The organism is Actinopolyspora alba, assembly GCF_900112765.1.
Taxonomy (GTDB): Bacteria; Actinomycetota; Actinomycetes; order Mycobacteriales; family Pseudonocardiaceae; genus Actinopolyspora; species Actinopolyspora alba.
In genome coordinates, this window is the sequence record NZ_FOMZ01000003.1 from 13,730 (window position 1) to 35,247 (window position 21,518).

The following is a 21,518-nucleotide window of genomic DNA, read 5'->3' on the forward strand; positions in this document are numbered from 1 at the left end:
CCAACACGCGACAGGAAGAGACCATGCACAACGAGCCGACCCCGATCGACACACCTCTCACCGCGAATCTGCTGCGCGGCGCGGTCGAGACGGAGCACACCGAACGCGGATTGCTACCGCATCGGCTGCCCGCCAGGGCACTCGCCCAGTGCGGTGACGGACAACTCGCCATGGCCGAGAGCCAGCCCTCCGGCGTCCGGCTCGCCCTGCGCACCCGAGCCACCACTGTCGAGCTGGACACCGTGCCGACCAAGCGGATCTACCGTGGGGCGCCGCCTCGACCGGACGGAATCTACGACCTGCTCGTCGACGGCTCGCTGGTGGAGCAGTCCCACGTCAGCGGGGGCGACACCCTCGAAATCGACATGACGACAGGTGACGTCCAGCGGCATACCGGACCGGTCGGAACTCTTCGCTTCACCGATCTGCCCGAACGCGTGAAGGATCTCGAGATCTGGTTACCGCACGACGAGACCACCGAACTCGTGGCCCTGCGCACCGACGCCCCTGTCGAGCCGTCCCCGAAACCGGACCGTGCCGTCTGGTTGCACCACGGCAGCTCGATCAGCCACGGTTCCAACGCCGCGAGCCCCACCGCGACCTGGCCCGCGCTCGCCGCGAACACCGCCGGGGTGGACCTGGTCAACCTGGGGTTGGGCGGCAGCGCGCTGCTCGACCCGTTCACCGCGCGAACGATGCGCGACACCCCCGCCGACCTGATCAGCCTCAAGCTCGGCATCAACCTGGTCAACGCCGATCTGATGCGGCTGCGTGCCCTCACACCCGCGGTGCACGGTTTCCTCGACACCATCCGGGAAGGGCATCCCGACGCTCCGCTGCTGGTCGTCTCACCCATCCACTGCCCGATCCACGAATCCACCCCGGGCCCCAGCGCCCCCGACCTCACCGAGTCCGAACTCGGGCGGTTGCGCTTCCTCGCCACCGGGGATCCGGCGGAACGGGCGAACGGGAAGCTCACGCTGGAAACGATTCGAGCGGAACTGGCCAGGATCGTGGCGCAGCGGGCGGCGGAGGATCCGAGGTTGCACTACCTGGACGGACGCGAACTCTACGGTCCGACCGATTACGCCGAACTACCACTACCCGACGAGCTCCACCCGGATTCCGCCGCCCACCGCCGTATGGGTGACCGTTTCACCGGGTTCGCCTTCGCGCCCGAAGGCCCCTTCGCGGGACACGACGACCGTCGGTCCCTGGCACGGTGAGCTCGTTGATCGTTTGCCGCAGCGAGTCGTGGTAGCGGTCCGGGGCGAACAGCGCGGCTGCCTCGTGACGGGCGTGCTCCGCGAGCTCCAACGCACCCGACCAGTCGAGCAGCAGCCGTTCCACACCGTCCGCGAGGGCCTCGGGGTCGTCGGCTTCGACGATGTGGCCGCGGCTGCCGTCGCCGACGGTTTCGGGAAGTCCCTGGACGTCGGTGACCACCACCGGCAACCCGGCGAGCTGTGCCTCGACAGCGGTATTGCCGAACGGCTCGAACCGGGAGGGCACCAGGGCGATGTCCGCTTCGGCGTAGTGGTGCCAGACAGCGGAGTCGAAGCCGTGCAGCCGGACCGAGTCCGACAGTCCGTGCGCGCGCACCAGTCGCTCGATCTCGCGTTCGAACCATTCGTAGCCGTCGAAGACGGATCCGATCAGATCCAGCGTGACCGGATGTCCCCGTTCCCGCAGCAGCGCGAGTGCCCGCACCGCCGTGTCCGTGCCCTTGCGCGGCGAGAGCCTGCCCACCAGGACGAGCCGTCGCGGCCGGGTGCTCCGAGTGTCCACGCGGGGGTGTTCGGGCCCGGCGACCCCGTTGTAGACCACGCTGGTCCGGTCCCGCAGCCGAGGGATCGCTCGGTGCAGCACACCGGCGGCGGCGCGACTGTTGACCACGACACCGCGGCACGCCAGCAGTGGAAGCGCCAGCCCGACACGTACCGGTAACGGTTGGGCGTCCTCGGCCTCGTGCACGTGCGTCACCACGCGGTGTCCGAGCGCGGCGGCCAGCAACGTCCAGGTGGGAACGGTGATCGTGCTGATGTAGACGGCCGCGTAACGGCGTGACAGCACTCGAAGCATGGCGGGTAGCGCGACAAGACCGTCCCGCAGGAAACCGAGCAGACCGGTGGGGTGCAGCACGCTTTTGCGCAGCACCGCCGTGGGGCAGTGGTGCACCCGTGCTCCGGTGCGTCGCAGATACGGTACGAGTGGACCCTGCTGGGGCAGTACCACCAGCACACGGTGTCCCGCCCCGGTCAGTGCTCGCACCGATTCGAGGAACACGCGGTCGGAACCGTACAACTCGGCGGACGGGTGCACCAGCAGCAGCTCGCTCGGCGAGTGGTTCCGGCTGTCGCGGGGCCGAAAGCGGTCGCGGACGGCCTTCCGAAACACCGCCGCTGCCTTCCGGGCCGTAACTGGGCTTTCGAACGGCGAACGGGTCATCGCTGCTCCCATCGTGGCTGTCCCGGCAGCGCGGGAAGTGCGGAGGTAGAGGGGCTCGACGCTGTCAGCGGGTGGTCGCGGAGTTCCCGTCGCCCGCGAGTTCCGTTTCCGCCCGGAGCATCCCGGCCCAGGCCGCGAGCATCAGCAGCCACACGGCCGACGCGTTGGCGGGCGCTCCGAGGGATTCGGCGAACACCGAGTTGGCCAGCATTCCCAAGGTGACCGAGATGATGACGGTGCGGTCCGCCCGCGGTTCCGGTCGTAGCCGCTTGGCGCGCGTGGTGTTGACGAATATACCGATCACCAACGCCGACCAGACGATCAGGCCGAGCAGACCGGTGTTCACGAGCAGGTTGATCACGGCGTTGTGACCGCCGCCGAGTCCTATCTCGTCGAGGAAGAGCCCGCGAGTGGCACTCAGGCCGTGGCCGTACAACGGCCGTTGACCGAAGGCTTCGAGGGCGTACCCCCACAGTTCGGTACGGGCGTTGAGGGTCAGCAGCCGCGACATCGAGTGCCCACGAGTGAAGAACCCGGCTATGGCCGGGGCGGCGGCCAGTACCACGGTCAACACGCCTACCGACAGGAAGGCCGTGATCTCCAGCCTGCGGGTTCCCCGCCACCTGATCCACAGCGCCACGACCGAACCGACGGCTGCGGCCAGTGCCGCGCTCCGGGTGTTCGTCGCGATCAGCCCGCCGACGCAGACGGCCAGCATGCCGAGGTAGATCCCCAGCGGCCAGCGCGGACCGGTTCTGGTGTTGCGTCTGCCGATGACGTAGCTCGCGAGCACGATCACGGCGATCGCCAGTAGTTGCCCCGCGGCGACGGGGTGCAGGTACAGCCAGGTGAACCGATCCGGCTGGCTTTCCCTGCGCGGGAAGGGGACCAGCACTCCGAAGATCACCGATACCGTGATAAGCGCACTGTAGGCGTGCGCGAAGAAGTGCATGCTCGCGCGGTCCGAGTGCCGCGCCGTCGTGCGCGTCAGTGCCAGGATGATCGCCATCTGACAGGATCGCACCAGCGCCATCTCGAAGTACGGAGAGTACACTGTGGACAAGAAGAGCACCGCGACGTAGGCGTAAGCCGCCAGGGTCGTCCAGTGGGCCGTCGCGAGTCTCGGCGTGGGACGGAACCGCAGAAACAACCAGCAGGCGATCACTCCGTAGGTGGCGATCTCGAGCAGTACGAAAAGGTCAGGATTCCCCGCGATGGATTGGTCCTGATCGCGGAGTCGGAATTCGTACTCGCTGGCTATGATGAACGCCAGTGCGCACACGGTCAGTCGTATCGTGTCCCGATCGGAGCGGAAACCGGATGCGTCGGCAAGGAAGCGGCGATAGTCGAGCACGGAAATCCTCGGCTTGGGTGTCTTGCGGAACGGGTTCTACCAGTCCTGCCCGAGGTGCCGGGAGCCGGTCGCTCGGACAGCGCGGGCTCGCGAGAGCGAGGACGAGTCGAGGAGCGCGTCTCGGAGGAGATCTGGTAACGAACTGATACCGCGAGCTTATACAGCGGTCACAGTGCCCGCACCATTGATTGCCGAACTACGGCGGACAGGCCGATTCGATTGGACGGCGATGCGCATAGCGATGTTGGGTACGCGGGGTGTTCCCGCGCGATACGGTGGATTCGAGACCTGCGTGGAGGAGGTCGGGGCCCGGTTGGTTCGGCTGGGCCACGAAGTCACCGTGTACTGCCGCAACGGCAATGACGAGGCCGAACGAAGTCCCGAGTACCGGGGAATGCGGTTGGTACGGTTGCCCGCCCTCCGCAGGAAAACCCTGGAGACGCTGAGTCACACCGGCGTCTCGGTGGGACACCTGTTGCGGGATCCACCGGATGTGGCCGTGGTTTTCAACGCCGCGAACGCGCCGTTCCTGCCCTTGCTGCGAGCTCGTGGGGTGCCGGTTGTCACCCATGTCGACGGCTTGGAGTGGAAACGTGCCAAATGGGGGAGGCTCGGGTCCCGTTACTACCGGGCGGCCGAAGCCGCGGCGGTTCGCTGTTCCGACGCGCTCATCGCCGACTCCCGGGGGATCCAGGACTACTACGCGCAGCGGTTCGACGTCGGCACGGAATACATTCCCTACGGTGCTCCCGTGCTGGACGCTGTCGGTGCCGACACGCTGTCCGAACACGGGCTGCGGGCCGGGGAGTACCACCTCGTGGTGGCGCGTTTCGAACCGGAGAACCACGTCGACGTCGCGGTGGCCGGTTATCTCCGGAGTGGTGCGGTGCACCCGCTGGTGATAGTGGGGGCGGCTCCTTACGCGGATTCCTACACCGCGCACGTCCGCAGGCTCGCGGCGCGCGGTTCCGGGGTGAGGCTGCTGGGGTCGGTCTGGGATCAGCGGGGCCTCGACCAGCTCTACGCGAACGCGCTCACGTATGTTCACGGGCATTCGGTCGGTGGCACCAACCCGTCGTTGCTGCGCGCGATGGGGGCCGCGACCGCGACATCGGCCTACGACGTGCCGTTCAACCGGGAAGTGCTGGGGGAGCACGGTGTCTACTTCACCGATCCGGCTTCGTTGGCCGAATGCTTCGACCGTGCCGAGGAGTTTCCACAGGACACGATGGATCGTGGGCGTGCACAGCTCTCCGCGCTGCGGGGCAACTACGACTGGGATGTCGTGGCCCGCGGTTACGCGGAACTGGCGGAGCGGTTGTGTGCCCGTCGGGTCTTCCCGGTAACGGGGAAGGTGTCGCGGTTGTTCGGTCGCGCCGTGACCGGCCGTACCGAGCCGCGGCGGAGTCAACCGGACAGAAAGGAGTGAGATGTTACGTCGTAGCCGAAGAGTTGGCGCGGCTTTTGTCGGGATCCTCGGGCTGGGGCTGTTGACCGCTCCGGCGGGGGCGGCCGAGCAACAACCGCAGCCGGTTACGGCCGGTGCGTTGCCCACACCGCAGACTAACGGGATCGTGCTGTCCATGGCGATCGTGGGCGATACCGTCTACGCGGGTGGCCACTTCAGCAAGGCCCGCCCCGCCGGGGTCTCTCCGGGAGGTGCCGGCGAGGTCAACAGGGACAACCTGCTGGCCTTCGACATCCGGACCGGGCAGCTGCTCGACTGGTCCCCCTCCGTGACCTCCACGGCGTTCGAATCCAGCGCGGATCCCGGTCCGCTGTGCGACTCGCTCGGCGAGAATCGTTGGCGATGCGACACGGTTTTCAACGTCACCGCCTCCCCTGACGAGAGCAGGGTTTACGTCGGGGGTGACTTCGATCGGATCAACGATCGGTGGCGTTCCAGGGTGGCGTCCTTCGACGCGGCCGACCGTACGCTGGTGGACGGGTTCGACCCGACGGTGGCCGGTCGCGTACGGGCTCTCTCGGTCACCGAGGACACCGTCTACATGGGGGGTGCTTTCGACAGCGTCGACGGCACCGATCGCACCAGGCTGGGCGCGGTGTCCACCACGGGGGAACTGCTGCCGTGGAACCCCACCGTCGACGCGACTGTCCACAGCATATCGGCAGTGCCGGAACAGCGGCGCACACTCATCGGCGGTGCCTTCGACAATGTCAACGGGCAGTCCCACTCCGCACTGATGGCCGTTGACGACACCACCGGTGCGAACGTCTCCTGGCAGTGGCAGGCTCCCACTCCGGAGGACGTGGTCACCGACATCGACACCGACGGGAACGGCCGTGCCTATTTCGGCGCGTACAACTGGGACGCCGACGGCGCCGTTCGTTTCGAGGGCCGTGGTGCCGTGCGCATCGACAGCGGTGCCACTGTCTGGATGGACGGGTGCTACGGCGACACCCAGTCGGTCGCCGTGTCCGAGGGTGTGGTCTACGCGGCATCCCACACGCACTCCTGTGCCGCACTCGGGGCTTTTCCCGAGGACGGATCGATCGATTACCAGCGGTTGAGTGCGGAGAGCACGGCCGTGGCCGGTACGGCCGCTGCCAACCCGAACCACGTGACCGAGGGAGATCCGGTTCCCGCCTTGCTGCCCTGGTTGCCCAACACCAACGGTGGCCCGGCGGACAGCCCCTGGCAGAACGGGACGTGGGCGATCGAAGCCGGTTCGGACTACGTCGTCGTCGGTGGTGAGTTCACCACTGTAAACGGCACGCCACAGCAGTCGTTGACCCGGTTCGCGGCGCGTTCGGTGCCGGAAGCGGTCAACAACGGTCCACAGGTGCCGTTCCGAGCTCCGGATGTGCGGCGCCAGTGGCCCAGCGGGGACGTCACGATCGAGTGGACCGGAACCTGGGACGCCCAGAACCGTGCCATTCGTTACGAAGTGGTGCGGGTCGGTGCGTCCGAGCCGATCCACACGGTGACGAAGGAGTCCTGGCCGTGGTCGCGGCCCACCATGCGGTTCACCGATACCCAGGCTCCCGACGGGAGTACGGAGTACTGGATCAGAGCCGTCGACGCCGACGGGGCGGCCATCGGTTCGCCACGGGGCAGCACTGATTGGTGAGCGACTGTCACCGGCCCGGTCCGCCTCCGGGCGGGCCGGGCCGGTCCGCTCAAGTCCCGCGAGCTCCCGGGACGGTCAACAGGCCCACATCCGGACGGCGGTACGCTCGCACGCCGAGTTCCTCGGCGACATCCCGCGGTAGCGGGCGTCCTGCCTTGCTCCCCACCGCGCCGTCACGCAACCGGAAGTCACCGCTGGCCGGTGCGCGGAACGGATGACGTTCGGTGCGCTTCGAGATGCTGTGTTCGCCCTGTCCGGTTGCCTCGGTCAGTTCGGCCAGCGACTCGAAACGGCTTTTCCGCTCGTCACCGTGGTACCACTCCGCGAGGTAGGGCTCGTCACTCCGCAGGTAGACGTTGCCGTCGCTGCGTGACACGAAAGCCGGAGTGCTCACGTCCGCTGCTTTGTTGTCTCCCGTCCTGATGAACGGTTCGTCGCCAGCGGTTCCCGCGAAGAGGTTGTTCACGATTTCGGTTTCCGCAGTGATCCAGCTCAGGCCGAGCTCCTGACTGTAAGGATCGAAGGACGGGGAGCGTGGATCGTTGTATATTCCCAGGGAGCCGTGATTTCGCCAGAAGGTGTTGTTGAAGAAGCCGATGCGGTCGGCACTGGAGATCTTCATGCCGAACCGGTCGTTGTGCGAGACCAGGTTCGAGGCGAACAGCGCGCGGGAGGAGACCTCGTAGTACAAGCCGTGCTTGGCGTTGTCGCGTGCGGTGTTGTGCACGACCGTCGCGTCGGTGCAGCCCAGATCGCACCACCAGCCGGTGCCGATGTTGTTCACGAACGAGTTGTGCTCGATCAGCGCTTTCCGGGTGCGTGTCATCTTCACGCCACCGGCCCCGATGGCGGGGCCGGACAGGGCGAACCGCTCCCTGTTGTTCCGCGACACCCGGTTGTCCACCAGTCGTACGCCGTGCGCCTTGTTCGACATCAGGCCCACGAGGCCGTTGTCGACGATGATGTTGCCGTCCACTTCGGCGTTCGGGGCGAACACGGCCACCCCGCTGGAGGCAGACCACGCGAACGCGTTGTCGCGCAGCACGACATCGGCGGCGTTGACCACCACCATCGCCCCTCTCCTGCCGTATTCCTGGCGGGAGGCGTAATGCGCGATCCCGACACCGTGCAGGCTGCTGCCCGCCGCCCGGGGTCCGTCGAACTGCAGCAGCCACGGATGCGCGCTCGCCTCGACGGTTTTGCCCGTGGGATCGGATCCCAACAACAGGGTGTCCTCGACGGTGTCGACGTAGAAGGTCCCCGGAGTGACCTCGCCGCGCTCCGCCACCTGCCGCAACGGTTTTCCGTCCAGGAAGACCATGTCCGGCAGGCCGGCGTTCGGATGCCGTGAGTCGATTATCTCCGGCAGGTAGCAGTCCCGGCAGTAACCCGGTGACCAGTCCCGGTGCAGCCACCCCTCGTCGGCACGGGTCCAGTCCGCCACGATCTCACTGCCTTTCAACCACACCCGTTCACCGGGGAAGGACCTGATCCGCAACCGTTTGCGCACGATTCCCACGCTCTCCCGGTACGTTCCCTCCCGGAGCACGATCGTCGTGGGGGAGTCGGCCCTGTCCACGGCCGCCCCGAGAGTGCGCAACGGTGCTTTCCTGGTGCCCGCGGCATCGTCGGAGCCGTCGGTGGCCACGAACAGCGCTTCCGGGGAAACCGGCGTGTTCGTGCCGGGAACCGCGGGGAGCGGGGAGGCTTCGGGTAGCGGATGCCTGTCCACCGTTTCCGCTGTACCGGAATTGATCCGCACCAGGACTATCGCGAGCACGGCCGCGGCACACAGCAGGACCGCTCCCGCCGCGACGACGAGTCGGTTTCGGTGCTTTTCCGTACGCGGAACCAGCGGAAACATGTCGGGTTGGCCTCATCTGGTCGTCGGGTCTGCTCGCGTTGGCCGTCGTTGGGACCGGACTGTCAGTCAACCGCCGGGACGGTCGGGCACCGAGATCCGGTCACGGAGCGAGGTGCTGGACACGTGTGCGGTGTACGGGAAGTACACGATTCTGACTCCCACGGAAGCCAGTCTGCTCTCCAACGCCTCGCCCCGTTCGGTGTCCTTCCAGTCGTCGCCCTTGACCAGTACGTGGAAACCGACCCTTCGCCATGCCAGGAACTTGTCCAGATAGGGATCGGCCACCGCCTTGTCCACGTGCCGGATGCTCGCGACGATCTCAAGTCGTTCCTCGAACGGGACGACGGGGTGTCTGGCCTTGGCACGCAGGATCATCTCGTCGGTGGCGACACCGGCGACGAGCCGGTCGCAGATCGAACGCGCTCGCTGCAGAATCCGGAGATGGCCGATGTGGAACATGTCGTAGGCACCGGGCGCGTATCCGATCACCGGCATGCTCACCGTCCCGTTTCCGGTGGGCACAGCGTTCGCATCTCACGGAACCATTTCGGCAGCGCCAGGCAGGCGAAACAGAAATGTGCCGCGAACAACACCGTGTACACCGCGATGAAAGGAATCCTGTCACCCAAAAGAATGAAACATAAGCACAGCACTCCGTAGTCGGTCGGCGCGACCAGTAATGACTTGGTGATTCCCGGTGTCGTGGAATTCGTCGACATCGCGGCGGCAGGGTTCGAGCGCGCGCGTCGCAACTGGTCGTTGAGAATCATCGCGAAGAACAACACGCTTTCGGTCACCGCGAAACCGAGCGGAACCAACAACCACGCGCTCGCCGTGTCCCCGAACCGAAACGTCGAAAGCAGCACGGCGAGGTGCAACGTGGGGATCTTCGCGCTGTCGACGATGTGGTCCAACCATTCCCCGGCCGGGTTTCCACCACCCCGCAGCCTGGCAAGCTGCCCGTCCGCGGAGTCGAGGGCGTAACCGAGCAGGAGGGCCAGCGCGACGATCACACCCAGTGTGCGGGAAGGGGGAACGGCGGCCAACGCGAGGATCCCACCGAACGTGAACGCCGCGCTTATGATGGTCACCTGGTTGGGGGTGAACCCGGCCGGATAGGCCGCCGCGGCGAGGTAACCGCCCGCCTTGCGGTTGATGAACCTGGAGTACGCGGGCGCTCCGCTGGCCGACTTCTGCGCTCCGGGGAGGCGGCGTAACGCTTCCCGGAACACCGAGCCGGCCCGATCGTTCCCGGGCTGGGAGCCGCTCCGTAAGACAGGTCCGCGCACAGGTTCTCCTTCGTCGAAGGTGCTCGTAGTTCTGTCCGAATGCATCACCCGGATCCGGGGCGGGCGTTATCGAATCGATGTTTCCGATGAGTGTTCACTCGAGGAGCCGGAGAAAACGCCGTGAGCTCCGAGCGAGCGGAAACTTCGCGATTCGTCAGACTCTCGGACGTGTCCGGATACTCGTCAAGTGGACGCCGTTCGTTACACCGTTATCGTAATCATGGTGTTCGCATCGGGGAGTGTCACCGTGACCCCGCGACCGGCGTAAGCTCCCCGTCGGAGCGCGCCGACCGGGACGTCGTTCGGACACTTCGGACCGGTCGGACCGGGGGATCGTCCGCTCACCGGTCAGGGACGGACAGGAGGCCATCGTGCTCGGTGGCACCGTACCGCGAGCCTGTCGTCGCGGTGAGCAGCTCGATCGTGCCCCTCCCCGGCGACCGCTCACGCGTCGAATGGAGCTCGCATGAATGAACCCCTGCCCGCCCCGAACATTCTCGGCGCGTTATGGCGCTATCGATTGAGTTCGCTCGGGATCGTCGTCGGCACCGTCCTGGTCAGCGTCGTCGTCGCGCTCACCGTGGGAAGTGCCGGGGTCGCCGAGGCCCGCATCGTGCTCAAGGCCCCCGACTCGGCACAGGCGCTGGGTTTCGAGATCACGAGTGAATCGGGGTTCGTGCGCTATGTCAACCAGCGTGCGCTGTTCGTGACCTCCGATCGCACACTGGGGACCGCCCGTGAACGGCTCGGCGGGCAGGAGACGATCAAGGAACTGCGTGAGGCGGTCACCGCCAGGGCCTCCGACAACGGTGACTCGATTCTCGTGCGGGTCGACATAGGCGATGCCGAACGGTCCACCGAGATCGCCAACGCCGTCGTGGCCGCCTACCAACGAGAGTCCAGGGCCGAGGTATCCGCGGCGGCGGACAAGGCGTTGAAGGCGCTGCGCAACCGACGTGAACAGTTGGTCGCCGACATCGCCGAATCCGGTTCCGGCGTGGATTCGGCCTCCAGCCGCACCATCAGCGAGCTGGACCAGCGCATAACCGAGATCAGAATCGCCTCCGGCCAGTTCGGCGATGGTGTGTCCTTCGTAGACAAAGCTGTTACCGATTCCTCGGGTGTCATCACCGCCCTGCTGCGTGACGCGGTCGTCGGATTCGCGGTGGGAGTGCTGTTGGCCGCGACGGTCGCCTGGGCGCGTGCCGATCGCAACCGCAGGGTGCGTGATGCCGCGGACCTCGCGCGGTTGTCCGACGAGCCACTGCTGGGCGAGGTGGAAGCGCTCGGTGAGGGAGAGACCGCTCGGTTGCACAACCTGGTGGTGCCGCCGCTGGGCTCCTACCGACTCGTTTCCTCGGTGCTGCGCAACACCGTCCGAGGCGGGCTGGTGGCTGTGACGGGAGTCTCCGCCGGGGACGGTGCCACCACCACGGTGCTGCAGGTGGCGGGAGCCGCCGCCCGGGACGGGCTGCGGGTGCTGGTGGTGGACGCGGCCGTGCGGACCAGGGAGCTCTCGCACAACGTCGCGTTGCAGAACGACTGGTACGGCATGGCCCCCATCGCCACCGGCGCGGCGACCGTGCACGCTTCCACCAGGGTCATCGAGGTGGGGCCCGGTATCGAGTTCCGCGTCATTCCCGCCGGGCGTGCCAGCGAGGGAGCTCCCGACTACTTCCGTTCCTCGCTGTTGCGCAGAGCGATGGTGGAAGCCCGGGGTGGTTACGATCTCGTGCTGGTCGATCTGCCGCCGTTGGAGTCCGCCCCCGAGGTCAGCGCGCTGGTCCCCGCCGCGGACGGAGTCGTGCTCACCGTCCGCAAGGAGCGTTCCGTGGCCGCGCTGCGCAGGGCGCGGGAACGGATCGAACTGCTGGGGGGCAAGATCGCCGGTTACGTTTTCACCTTCGCCTCGCAGAGCTCCCCGACTGGGGCGCAGCACAACGAGCAGCAGGGCGAGACACAGGGTCGAGTTTCCGCGACAACCGTTCACCGAGGTGGACAGTGACCTCGCACCGAATTCCCGGATGGCTTCGTGGTCAGGTGCGGGACGGGGTGGCCGGCGTGGCGGCGCAGGGGATCACCGCCGCCACCAGCCTGCTGGTCCAGCTGGTCGCGGCCGTTTCGCTGGGACTGTCCCAGTACGGTGTGTTCGCGGTGTTGCTCGCCATGCTCGTCGGGGCCAACGCGCTCTACATCGGCTTCGTCTGCGACAGCTTCACCGTTTTCGACCGGCACGAACCCCGATACCGCGCGGCACTGGTCAGTGCGGCGTTGCTGGTGGCCGCGCTGTGCGTGTCGGGGGCGCTGGTACTGGCACTGACGTTCTCCGGTGGCGGGATCCGCCTGGCCGTCCCGTACGCGCTGCTGGTGGGCAGCAAGCTGGCCGCCGAAACCGTGCGCAGACTGTTCGTGGTCCGGGTGTCCTTCCGCGCCCTGCTGCTCAACGACGCGTGTTCGCTTGTCGTCACCGCGTTGGCGTTGCCGGTGTTGCTGGGGGTGAGTGGGGAACCCACTCCGGAGGTGCTGCTCGGATCGATGTGCTGCGGTGCGTTCGCCGCGGTATCGCTCGGGCTGTGGCAGTTGCCCGGTTCCGAGTGGCGCGGGTTGCGGCCGGGGGTCACCGAACTGCCGGGACTGGCCCGGTTCGCGGTGTGGCGCGCCTTGCAGTCCGGGCTGCGTCCGCTGACGTTGTTGGCCGCCCGGCTGTCGGTGGCCGGGCTGATCTCCACGGCGGCCGTCGGTGTGCTCGAACTCGCCCGGTTGGTGGTCGCTCCGGTGCAGGTCGTGATCAACGGTTCGGGAAGCCTGCTGCTGGGCAAATTGGCGGCGCGCGAGCGGGGTGGTGACCCACGTGACCCGCGCCTGATCGGAAGGGCCGCCGGTTCGCTGTGCGGCGGAACGGTCGCGGCGGGACTGCTGTCCGCGGTGCTGGCCCTGCTGCTCGCTCCTCCGCTGTTCGGCAGGAGCGTCGATGCCGGGGCCGTGTTCGGTTGGGTCGGCTATCTCGCCCTGTGGGCGGCGGGACTGCCCTATGCCACCGAGCTCGTAACCCGACGCATGTCCCGTGCGGTGTTCCTGCCGCGGTTGCTTGACTCCGTAATGGGACTGGCCGTGGCCACCACGGCGCTGTCGCTCGGTGCCCCGGTCGCCGCGTTGCCCTGGGCGCTGGCACTGGGCGGGGGGTACGCCGCGTACCGGCTGCGTACGTTGGTCCGTTCCGAACCGAGTCCCCTGGCGGCGGAACCGGGGATCTCCCGCGCGCGGTGAAGTGTCGCCACCGTCGTCGTGCGGCCTCGCTCCTCAGCCGGGGCCGCACGACGGGTGATCCGTGACAACCGGGCCGAAAGGCCGTTCAGTGCGCGTAGGTCGGCGCGATCACGGCACGCCCCAGGGTGTGGAAGGCGAGCATGAAGTTGACCACGGCCGGAGTGGCGGTGCTGTCGACGCCGAGCTTCGCACTGTCGACCGCGTTCACCGCGAAGTAGTAGCGGTGCGGACGGTCACCTTGCGGGGGAGCCGCTCCACCGAACGCATGCTCTCCCACGTCGTTGCGCACGTGGAAGGCGCCCTCGGGTACGCCGGTACCGCTTCGGTCACCCGCACCTGTCGCCAGCTCGGTGACCGAGGCCGGGACGTCGACGAGTACCCAGTGCCAGAACCCACCGGGGATGGGGGCGTCCGGATCGAAGCAGGTGATCACGAAGCTCTTCGTGCCCTCGGGGAAGCCGTGCCAGGAAAGCTGCGGCGAGACGTTGTCGCCGCCGGCCCCCATGCCGTCGTAGGCGTGGGCCTCGGACATGGCTTGGCCATCGGTTACGTCCTTCGAGGTGACCGTGAACGACGGCACTTCGGGCAGCAGACTGTAGGGATCGGGATCGATGGGACGCTCCAGGCTCATTGCGTCTACCCTTCTCGTCGATCGGATTTCGGTACACCTCGGCCGGAATCGCCGTCCTTCGGTGATCGGCTGCTTCCACCGTAATCACCGCTCCGGCGTCGGTCGTGGCCACTCCCGGCGAGCTCCAACCGGGGCGAGTCGTTCTCCAGCGCTGCGCCGTTCTCCGGTAGTTGCGCCGGAAACGCCATTTTGTCGCTCGATCAGGTGAGTCACTGTCCAGTTTCGGCTTGCTTGTGAGCCGTCAGCGGCGAGGTCGTGGACACTGGCCGCGACGGCTCGGTTACGAACGACCACCAATGCGCGAAACCCGGTAATCGTTTTCCGTTTCCCCGGAGTACCGCTCCGGAGGGCGGTGACCGCTACAGGGAGCTTTGAATGCGACGACGCTCGTGGCCCAACCTTCCGGCGGTACTGTTCGTGGCTCTCGTGTTCTGGGCTGTGCTTCCCACGACCACGGTTGCCACCGAGCAGCCACCTCCCGAGCTGAACACGGCATCGGCCACACCGATCGTCGGAGGGAAACCCGCCGACATCGACCAGTACCCCTGGGTGGTTTATCTGATCGATTCCCGGGGAGAGCAGTTCTGCGGCGGTGCGCTGGTCGCCTCGAACAAGGTGGTGACCGCGGCACACTGTGTGATCGATCGTCGATCCCCCGGCGTCCGCGTGGTGGCCGGGCGTGCCGACAAGAACAGTCAGCGGGGCCGGGTCGTGGGGGTGACCGACTTCTGGGTTCATCCCGAGTACAGCGCTCCCTACCGAGGGGCCGACGTGGCAGTGCTGACACTTCGTGAATCCACATCACGTTCGGTCGTGAAACTGGCCACCCCGAGCGACGAACTCTACGGCGACAACACCGAGGCGATCGTGCTGGGCTGGGGAGCCCGCTCCGAAGGAGGCCAGAAATCGGAGGTCCTGCGCCGGGCGACGGTTCCGGTGGTCGGCGATGCCGAGTGTGCCGAGATCTACGACCGGCAGTTCGTCCCGAACGCGATGGTGTGCGCGGGATATCCGGATGGGGGAGTGGACGCCTGCCAGGGTGATTCCGGAGGTCCGCTGGTCGTGGGGAACAGGATCATCGGCATCGTTTCGTGGGGCGTGGGATGCGCACGTCCGGGAAAGCCGGGGGTCTACACCGAGGTGGCGGCCTATGCCGACCGGATACGGGCCCGGTTCTGAGTCGAACCGGGCCCGGTAGCGGACCGATGGTCACGGTGCCCCGGGGGTCTCCGGCAGCGGTTGTTTCCCGCTTGGGGTACTCGTGCCGGAGCGGTCAACCGGCGACCAGTCCCACGGAGAGTCCGAGGAACGCTGCCGCGCTGACCACGTCGAGCGAGTTGCGGATGCTCGGCTTCCGCAGTCGGCCCGCCACCCGGGAGGCACCGAGCACGATCGCCAGCTCCCAAACGGCGGCCAGCGCCAGGAAAACGAGCCCGAGCATCGTCAGCTGCAGGGCCGGACTGCTCGCGGATCCCACGAACTGCGGCAGAAAGGCCAGGCTGAACAGCAGCATCTTGGGATTGGTGATGTTGCTGAGTAGGCCACGCAGGTACGGATTGGCATCCGGCGTCGCCGGGGCGTCACCGAGCACGTCGGCGCTGTCGCCGTGCCGGGAGCGCCAGAGTCCGCGCAGGATGGTCACCGCCAGATAGATCAGATAAGCCGCTCCCACCCACTTCAGCACCGAGAGCACTTCCGGCCTGCTGGTGACGAGTGCTCCCAGGCCCGAGATCACCAGGGCCACCTGAACCAGGCTCGCGGTGTGTATGCCCGCCAGGGTGTACAGCCCCGGGCGTGTCCCGAACCTCATCGATGTGCGAAGCAACAGGAACGTGTCCACGCCGGGTGTGAGTATCACCGCCGTGCTGATGAGTACGAAGCCCGGCAGGGTTCCCGGATCCAGCAGCATGCCGTTCCTTTCCGTACGCGACCGTGGCCGATTCGGGTCGTCGACACACGTTTCACCGACAAGAGGTCACTTGTGGGCGACAGGCTTCACACGTTCGGGGGTAGATCGTGGAGCCCGTCTCGTTGCTTGTCGGACCACCCAGTTGGCATTTCAGGATTAATGCCGCGCAAAGTCCGATCGTGGAGCAACTTTTTCGACTGAAGCCGAGTATAACGAAAAAAATTACGACACAGCTGTGAGTTGTCCCTCCTGTGTTCGGTGCAACACCAGCGGATACGTTCCGTCGTGGAGTCGACACACTCGGGCAGAACTGGAGACCACTGTTGCGTGCTCACGGCGGCCCTTCCCGCGGGGGAGTCAACCGACCGCTGCGACGTCGACTTCGAGTGCTCGTGTGCTGCCTGGTTCCGTTGCTGTGGGCCGTGCAAACGACCGCCGTGGTTCAGGCGGAGTCGATGACCGGTCGCGGTGACGCGCGGGCCAGAATCGTCGGCGGTACCGTGACCGCCCCGGAAGCCGCGCCCTGGGCCGTCGCGCTCACCGACTCCTCGGGGGCTCACTTCTGCGGGGGTGCGCTGGTTTCCGCTCGCGAGGTCGTTACCGCGGCGCACTGCACACTCGATCCGACGACCGGTGCGGCCAGGAGCGCCACCGACATCCGGGTCGTGCTCGACCGTCGTGATCTCCGAACCCGGAAGGGTGAGGTGATCGCGGTCGAACGTGTCTGGCGGCACTCGCGGTACGAGCACTTCACCCGTGGTGACGACGTCGCCGTGCTGACCCTCCGGAGCGGGGCGTCCGCGCCGCCGTTGAAACTGGTGGACGCCGGAGAGCGTAAGCGGTACCGGCCGGGGACCACCGGCACCGTTTACGGCTGGGGACGCACCGCCGAATCGGAACCGACGTCCCAGGTGCTGCGTTCGGTGCGGGTCCCTGTGATGTCCAACTTCCGGTGTTCCCGGGCTTACCCGGGGTTCGACCGCGAGTCGATGTTCTGCGCGGGGTATCCCGAGGGAGGCAAGGACGCGTGCGGCGGCGACTCCGGAGGACCGTTCGTGGTCGACGGCAGACTCGTCGGCCTGGTCTCCTACGGAAGCGGCTGTGCCCGCCCCGACTTTCCGGGCGTCTACACGCGACTCTCCTCCTACGCGGCGAGGATCCGCGACCTCGCCCGGTGACCCCGTCCGGTGAATTCGCCCGCTGACGCGGAGCGGCCCGCTCCGGGGAACCCGTCACGGCCACTCCGCCGCGGTGAACGCGGGCACGCGCCCCATCGGAGAGGTGCCTGCCATTATCGTGACCGTCCGCGGAGCGCGGCCCCACGTCCGGCCACGCGGATACCGAGGTCACGCTCCCGCTGGATTCACGTCGATTCGATCTCGGCCAGCAGTTGTTCGCGTCGGCCGTCCCGGAGGAACGACGCCTCGACGGAGTTGCGCGCGAACTCGCGCAGCGCGGCCTCACCGAACCCGAGCTCCCGCTCGATCGCCCGGAAGTTGTCACCCACGTAACCACCGAAGTAACTCGGGTCGTCCGAGTTGATCGTGGTGAGCACACCGGCGTCGACCAGCCGGGGCAAGGGGTGCTCCCGCAGGTTCTCCACGCCGCGCAGCCTTACGTTCGAGAGCGGGCACACCGTCAACGGAACACGGTCACGCGCCAGCCTGCTGACCAGCTCGGGATCATCGAGAGCCCGAACGCCGTGGTCGACCCGCTCGACCCCCAACACGTCCAGCGCCTGCCACACGTAGTCCGCGGGCCCCTCCTCGCCCGCGTGGGCCACCAGCCGGAGTCCCGCCTGCCGGGCCCGGGAGAACACTGTCGCGAAGTCTCCCGGCGGATGCCCCAGCTCCGCGGAGTCGAGGCCGATGCCGATTATGCGCTGCCGGTGCTCCAACAGCTCGTCCAGCATCCGAGCCGCTTCCTCACTGCCCCGGTCGCGCAGGAAGCACGCGATCAGCTCGGTGCTGATACCGAAGCGGCGCTCGCTGCTCGACAACGATGCCTCCAGGCCATCGAGCACCGTCTCCAGCGCCACCCCTCGGGTGGTGTGTGCCTGTGGGTCGAAGAAGATCTCGGCGTGGCGCACCCCCTGCGCCGCCGCCCTGGCGAGATAGCCATCGGCCAGCTCGGTGAAGTCCGCCGCGCTGCGCAGCACGTTCATCCCGGTGTAGTACAGATCCAGAAACGACCGCAGGTCACCGAACTCGTACTTCCCGCGCAGCTCCTCGACTCCCGCGTACGGCAGCGTGATGCCGTTGCGCTCGGCGAGGGCGAACGTCAGTTCCGGCTCCAGCGCACCCTCGATGTGGATGTGCAGCTCGGTCTTGGGCACTCGCAGTGCCGTCGAGGTTTCCGTGCTCAACGTTTCGTCCCTTCCTGTGGCCGCGAACCGAAGCAAGTAAACGTAACTGTTCCGCCCCGTTCCACGTGGAGCCCTCCGTCGAGACGTGGCGTGGCCGACTCCGCACGCCACGACCGCTCGGAATCGCGCGACGGTGTGATAGGTACTGGAGGGTGAACCCGCATCCCCTCGCCACCGCGGTGCAGCGCGCCTACACGGCCGATCTCGCCCCGGAGGATTTCTACCGTATGCTGCGGCTGCGCGTGGACGTCTTCGTCGTCGAGCAGCACTGCCCCTATCCGGAACTCGACGGTCGTGACCTCGAAGGGGCAACCCGCCACTTCTGGATCGACTCCGCCGATTCCGGCGTGCTCGGATACCTGCGACTGCTCGAGGAACCCGACGGCTCCTTCCGGATCGGACGGGTGTGCACCGCCCCCTCCGGTCGGGGAATGGGGCTCGGCAAGAAACTGATGCGTGCCGCTGTCGCCGAGGTCCGCAAGTCGTATGCGGTACTTTCCTCCCAGACCTACGCGGCGGGGTTCTACCGGTCGTTCGGGTTCGTCGAGTACGGCGAGCCCTACGAGGAGGACGGGATACCGCACATCGACATGCATCGGGACCCGACAGTGACGGGAGTAACGCGATAGGGCACGACGTTTGGTGCCCGAACGGGCTTCTGCGAGGATGCGACGTGGTCCAAGCAAGCAACGGTCAGGAAGCCGGTGTGAATCCGGCACGGCCGGCGCCACTGTGACCGGGGAGCGGTTTTCCCACGAATGGTCACCGGGAGTCACCCGGGAAGGCCGGAGAAGCGCGTCGATCCGGGAGTCAGGACACTGCCGTTGCTGCGTTCCGCAACCAGGGGCGTCCGAGACCCTAGGAAGGAATACCAGCGATGACCGCTGCCACATCGGCACCGTCCACCGTGCGCTACCCGTTCTCCGCGGTTGTCGGGCACGACGATCTGCGACTGGGGTTGCTGCTCAACGCGGTGTACCCGCGTATCGGCGGGGTGCTGGTGCGGGGCGAGAAGGGCACCGCGAAGTCGACCATCGTGCGTGCGCTCGCTGCCCTGTTGCCCGCTCTCGACGTCGTCGAGAACTGCCGCTTCGGTTGTGATCCCGCCGAGCCGGACACGGACTGCCCCGACGGGCCGCACGACGAGGCGACGGCCGGTGCTCGTCGTCCCGCGCGCCTCGTGGAACTCCCGGTGGGGGCTTCCGAGGACCGCCTGGTCGGATCGCTGGACGTCGAACGCGCGTTGACCGAGGGAGTCCGCGCCTACCAGCCCGGGTTGCTCGCCGCGGCCAACCGCGGGGTGCTCTACGTCGACGAGGTCAACCTGCTGCACGATCATCTCGTCGACCTGTTGCTCGATGCCGCCGCCATGGGCCGCTCCCACGTCGAGCGTGAGGGGGTCTCGCTGTCGCACGCGGCGTCGTTCCTGCTGGTCGGCACCATGAACCCGGAAGAGGGTGAGCTGCGTCCCCAGCTGTTGGACCGCTTCGGGCTGACCGTGCAGGTGGCCGCTTCGCGCGAGGTCGACACACGTACCGAGGTGGTACGTCGTCGACTGCACTTCGAGGCCGATCCCGTCGGGTTCGCGAAGGAATGGGCGGAGGAGGACGCCGAGCTCGCGCGACGCATCGCCGATGCCCGCTCCCGGGTCGACTCCGTCCAGCTGCCGGACTCCGAGGTTCGCCGGATCGCGTCGGTGTGTGCCTCGTTCGAGGTGGACGGTATGCGCGCCGATCTGGTGCTGGCGCGTGCCGCGGTCGCGCACGCGGCCTGGCGGGGAGTGAACGCCGTCGCCGCGGCGGATGTGGAAGCCGCGGCGAGGCTGGCGCTGCCGCACCGCCGACGGCGCGATCCGTTCGACGAGCCGGGCATGGACGAGCAGCAGTTGCGGCAGGCCCTGGCCGATGCCGAACAGGACGCCGAGCGGCAGGAGGCCTCGGCGGACTCGGTCACGTCCGATTCGGACGGTGGTTCCGAGCCGAACGACTCCGAGCAAGGCCCCGATGCCGGCCCTGACGACGGCCCTGATGACGGCCCCGACGACGAGGACGGTTCCGGGGGTGGTGGCACCGGCGCTCCGGACGGCCCCGAGGGGCCCGACAACGCCCCCTCGGGAGGCGCCGAGGGGAGACCGCCCTCCGACGAGGATGCCGCCGGTAACACTGCCAACGATTCGGACGGGAACAGTTCAGACGGCTCCGGTGAAGCCCCACGAGAGCGGACTTCCGAGGCTTCGGACACCACGTTCCGGGCTCGGTTGCTAGAGATTCCCGGGCTCGGCGAAGGCGCGCCGGGACGGCGTTCGCGGTCGCGTTCCCGTACCGGTCAGGTCGTGCGCTCGTCCGCGGTGGACGGTCACGGTGTTCACCTGCCCGCCACGTTGGCCGCCGCGGCGCCGCACCAGCGTTCCCGGGGACGTTCCGGCCCCGGCCTGCGGCTGCACGCCACCGATCTGCGCCACTCCGTGCGCGAAGGGCGCGAGGGCAATCTGGTGCTCTTCGCCGTGGACGCCTCAGGGTCGATGGCTGCCAGGGAGCGGATGTCCGCCGTCAGCGGTGCGGTCATCGCACTGCTTCGCGACGCCTACCAACGCAGGGACAAGGTGGGAGTGGTGACCTTCCGGGGGACGGACGGCGAGATCGCTCTGCCACCGACCTCGTCGGTGGACACCGCTGCCACTCGAATGCGCAGGCTGCCGACGGGCGGCAAGACGCCGTTGGCGGGCGGGCTGCTCACGGCTCGCAAGGTGATCCGTACCGAGCGGATGCGTGATCCGCGGCGCCGCCCCCTGCTGGTCGTGCTCACCGACGGTAAGGCCACTGTGGGCGTCGACGCCGCGGGCGACGCCGCCACGCGTAGCCGTCGCGCCGTGGACGACGCGATGCGTTCGGCCGCGTTGCTCAACGAAATGGGCGTGGCCTCCGTGGTGGTGGACTGCGAGAACGGGCCGGTGCGTCTCGGCATGGCCGACCGGCTGGCGCACGTGCTCGGAGCGCCCAACCTGCGGTTGGAAGAACTCTCCGCGGACAACGTCGCCGGAGTCGTGCGCGCCGCGCGGGAAGCCGGTGCGGTGCTCGCGTGACTCCGTTCCGTCGGGAGCGCACCGTCGTGCACGGTGTGGAGGCGATTGCTGATACAATGCGTGGTGTCCACCTGACCCCCAGGGGTGGACCAAAGCGCCCTCGCGCTCCCGGCACCCCCAGGCCGGTTGAGTGCGAGGGCGTTCTCTTGGCGTCCTGGACGAGGCGTGGTCCGTGGACGAGGCGTGTTTCCCGCGATCCGATGACGAGACCGGTGTC

General features: G+C 67.5%; 17 protein-coding genes and 1 riboswitch. Of the genes, 9 read left to right on the top strand and 8 right to left on the bottom strand.

What is annotated here, in order from left to right; genetic code table 11:
- The first annotated feature begins 23 nt into the window (after window positions 1-23).
- Window positions 24-1,226 carry a GDSL-type esterase/lipase family protein gene (locus BM150_RS04690; RefSeq protein WP_092924969.1) on the top strand — a complete coding sequence of 401 codons (1,203 nt, stop codon included), beginning with the start codon at window positions 24-26 and terminating at the stop codon, window positions 1,224-1,226.
- On the opposite strand, the gene BM150_RS04695 is transcribed toward BM150_RS04690, so the two are convergent.
- Entirely contained in the window at window positions 1,156-2,448 is a 1,293-nt protein-coding gene (locus BM150_RS04695; RefSeq protein WP_092924491.1) for a glycosyltransferase, read from the bottom strand. The two genes, BM150_RS04690 and BM150_RS04695, sit on opposite strands and share 71 nt — an antisense overlap.
- A gap of 64 nt (window positions 2,449-2,512) precedes the next feature.
- Window positions 2,513-3,802, bottom strand: a complete 1,290-nt coding sequence (locus tag BM150_RS04700; RefSeq protein ID WP_092924493.1) for an O-antigen ligase family protein — start codon at window positions 3,800-3,802, stop codon at window positions 2,513-2,515.
- A gap of 229 nt (window positions 3,803-4,031) precedes the next feature.
- Here BM150_RS04700 and BM150_RS04705 point away from each other — a divergent pair, with 229 nt between their 5' ends.
- Both BM150_RS04705 and BM150_RS04710 read left to right on the top strand, forming a co-directional pair.
- Window positions 4,032-5,231: a glycosyltransferase gene (locus BM150_RS04705; protein WP_092924495.1), complete on the top strand. Its 1,200-nt coding sequence runs from the start codon at window positions 4,032-4,034 to the stop codon at window positions 5,229-5,231.
- A gap of 1 nt (window position 5,232) precedes the next feature.
- Entirely contained in the window at window positions 5,233-6,894 is a 1,662-nt protein-coding gene (locus BM150_RS04710) for a hypothetical protein (protein WP_092924497.1), read from the top strand.
- Window positions 6,895-6,943: 49 nt separating this feature from the next.
- Here BM150_RS04710 and BM150_RS04715 read toward each other — a convergent pair whose 3' ends face one another.
- The 3 genes from BM150_RS04715 to BM150_RS04725 all read right to left on the bottom strand — a co-directional run bounded on the left by BM150_RS04715 (window position 6,944) and on the right by BM150_RS04725 (window position 10,047).
- A complete protein-coding gene (locus BM150_RS04715; protein ID WP_092924499.1) occupies window positions 6,944-8,758 on the bottom strand; it encodes a right-handed parallel beta-helix repeat-containing protein in 1,815 nt (604 codons plus the stop codon).
- Between the two features lie 66 nt (window positions 8,759-8,824).
- Window positions 8,825-9,253, bottom strand: a complete 429-nt coding sequence (locus BM150_RS04720) for an FAD synthase family protein (RefSeq protein WP_092924501.1) — start codon at window positions 9,251-9,253, stop codon at window positions 8,825-8,827.
- Between the two features lie 2 nt (window positions 9,254-9,255).
- Window positions 9,256-10,047, bottom strand: coding sequence for a CDP-alcohol phosphatidyltransferase family protein (locus tag BM150_RS04725; RefSeq protein ID WP_245755260.1), 792 nt, complete (start codon window positions 10,045-10,047; stop codon window positions 9,256-9,258).
- A gap of 466 nt (window positions 10,048-10,513) precedes the next feature.
- Here BM150_RS04725 and BM150_RS04730 point away from each other — a divergent pair, with 466 nt between their 5' ends.
- Both BM150_RS04730 and BM150_RS04735 read left to right on the top strand, forming a co-directional pair.
- Complete coding sequence (locus BM150_RS04730) at window positions 10,514-12,052, top strand: cellulose synthase operon protein YhjQ/BcsQ (RefSeq protein WP_092924503.1); 1,539 nt, start codon at window positions 10,514-10,516, stop codon at window positions 12,050-12,052.
- Window positions 12,049-13,314, top strand: a complete 1,266-nt coding sequence (locus BM150_RS04735; protein ID WP_175496690.1) for a hypothetical protein — start codon at window positions 12,049-12,051, stop codon at window positions 13,312-13,314. Before BM150_RS04730 ends, BM150_RS04735 begins: the two co-directional genes overlap by 4 nt.
- Before the next feature lie 85 nt (window positions 13,315-13,399).
- On the opposite strand, the gene BM150_RS04740 is transcribed toward BM150_RS04735, so the two are convergent.
- A complete protein-coding gene (locus BM150_RS04740; protein WP_092924505.1) occupies window positions 13,400-13,945 on the bottom strand; it encodes a YbhB/YbcL family Raf kinase inhibitor-like protein in 546 nt (181 codons plus the stop codon).
- 375 nt (window positions 13,946-14,320) lie between these two features.
- Between BM150_RS04740 and BM150_RS04745 the strand changes: the two genes are divergently transcribed.
- Window positions 14,321-15,124: a S1 family peptidase gene (locus BM150_RS04745; protein WP_092924507.1), complete on the top strand. Its 804-nt coding sequence runs from the start codon at window positions 14,321-14,323 to the stop codon at window positions 15,122-15,124.
- Between the two features lie 94 nt (window positions 15,125-15,218).
- Here the strand turns inward: BM150_RS04745 and BM150_RS04750 are convergent, their stop codons facing one another.
- Entirely contained in the window at window positions 15,219-15,854 is a 636-nt protein-coding gene (locus tag BM150_RS04750) for a LysE family translocator (protein ID WP_092924509.1), read from the bottom strand.
- A 323-nt stretch (window positions 15,855-16,177) separates the two neighbouring features.
- On the opposite strand from BM150_RS04750, the gene BM150_RS04755 reads away from it, so the two are divergent.
- Window positions 16,178-17,032 (top strand): serine protease, encoded by an 855-nt coding sequence (locus tag BM150_RS04755; protein WP_245755261.1) that lies wholly within the window; start codon window positions 16,178-16,180, stop codon window positions 17,030-17,032.
- 185 nt (window positions 17,033-17,217) lie between these two features.
- Here the strand turns inward: BM150_RS04755 and BM150_RS04760 are convergent, their stop codons facing one another.
- The gene (locus BM150_RS04760; RefSeq protein WP_175496691.1) at window positions 17,218-18,219 is read right to left on the bottom strand and encodes an adenosine deaminase; all 1,002 of its coding nucleotides are present in this window, start codon (window positions 18,217-18,219) and stop codon (window positions 17,218-17,220) included.
- A gap of 152 nt (window positions 18,220-18,371) precedes the next feature.
- On the opposite strand from BM150_RS04760, the gene BM150_RS04765 reads away from it, so the two are divergent.
- Together BM150_RS04765 and BM150_RS04770 are read left to right on the top strand one after the other, a co-directional pair.
- Entirely contained in the window at window positions 18,372-18,848 is a 477-nt protein-coding gene (locus BM150_RS04765) for a GNAT family N-acetyltransferase (protein WP_175496692.1), read from the top strand.
- A gap of 43 nt (window positions 18,849-18,891) precedes the next feature.
- A riboswitch (cobalamin riboswitch) is annotated at window positions 18,892-19,060 on the top strand.
- 36 nt (window positions 19,061-19,096) lie between these two features.
- Window positions 19,097-21,301: a VWA domain-containing protein gene (locus tag BM150_RS04770; RefSeq protein WP_092924511.1), complete on the top strand. Its 2,205-nt coding sequence runs from the start codon at window positions 19,097-19,099 to the stop codon at window positions 21,299-21,301.
- Window positions 21,302-21,518 lie beyond the last annotated feature (217 nt).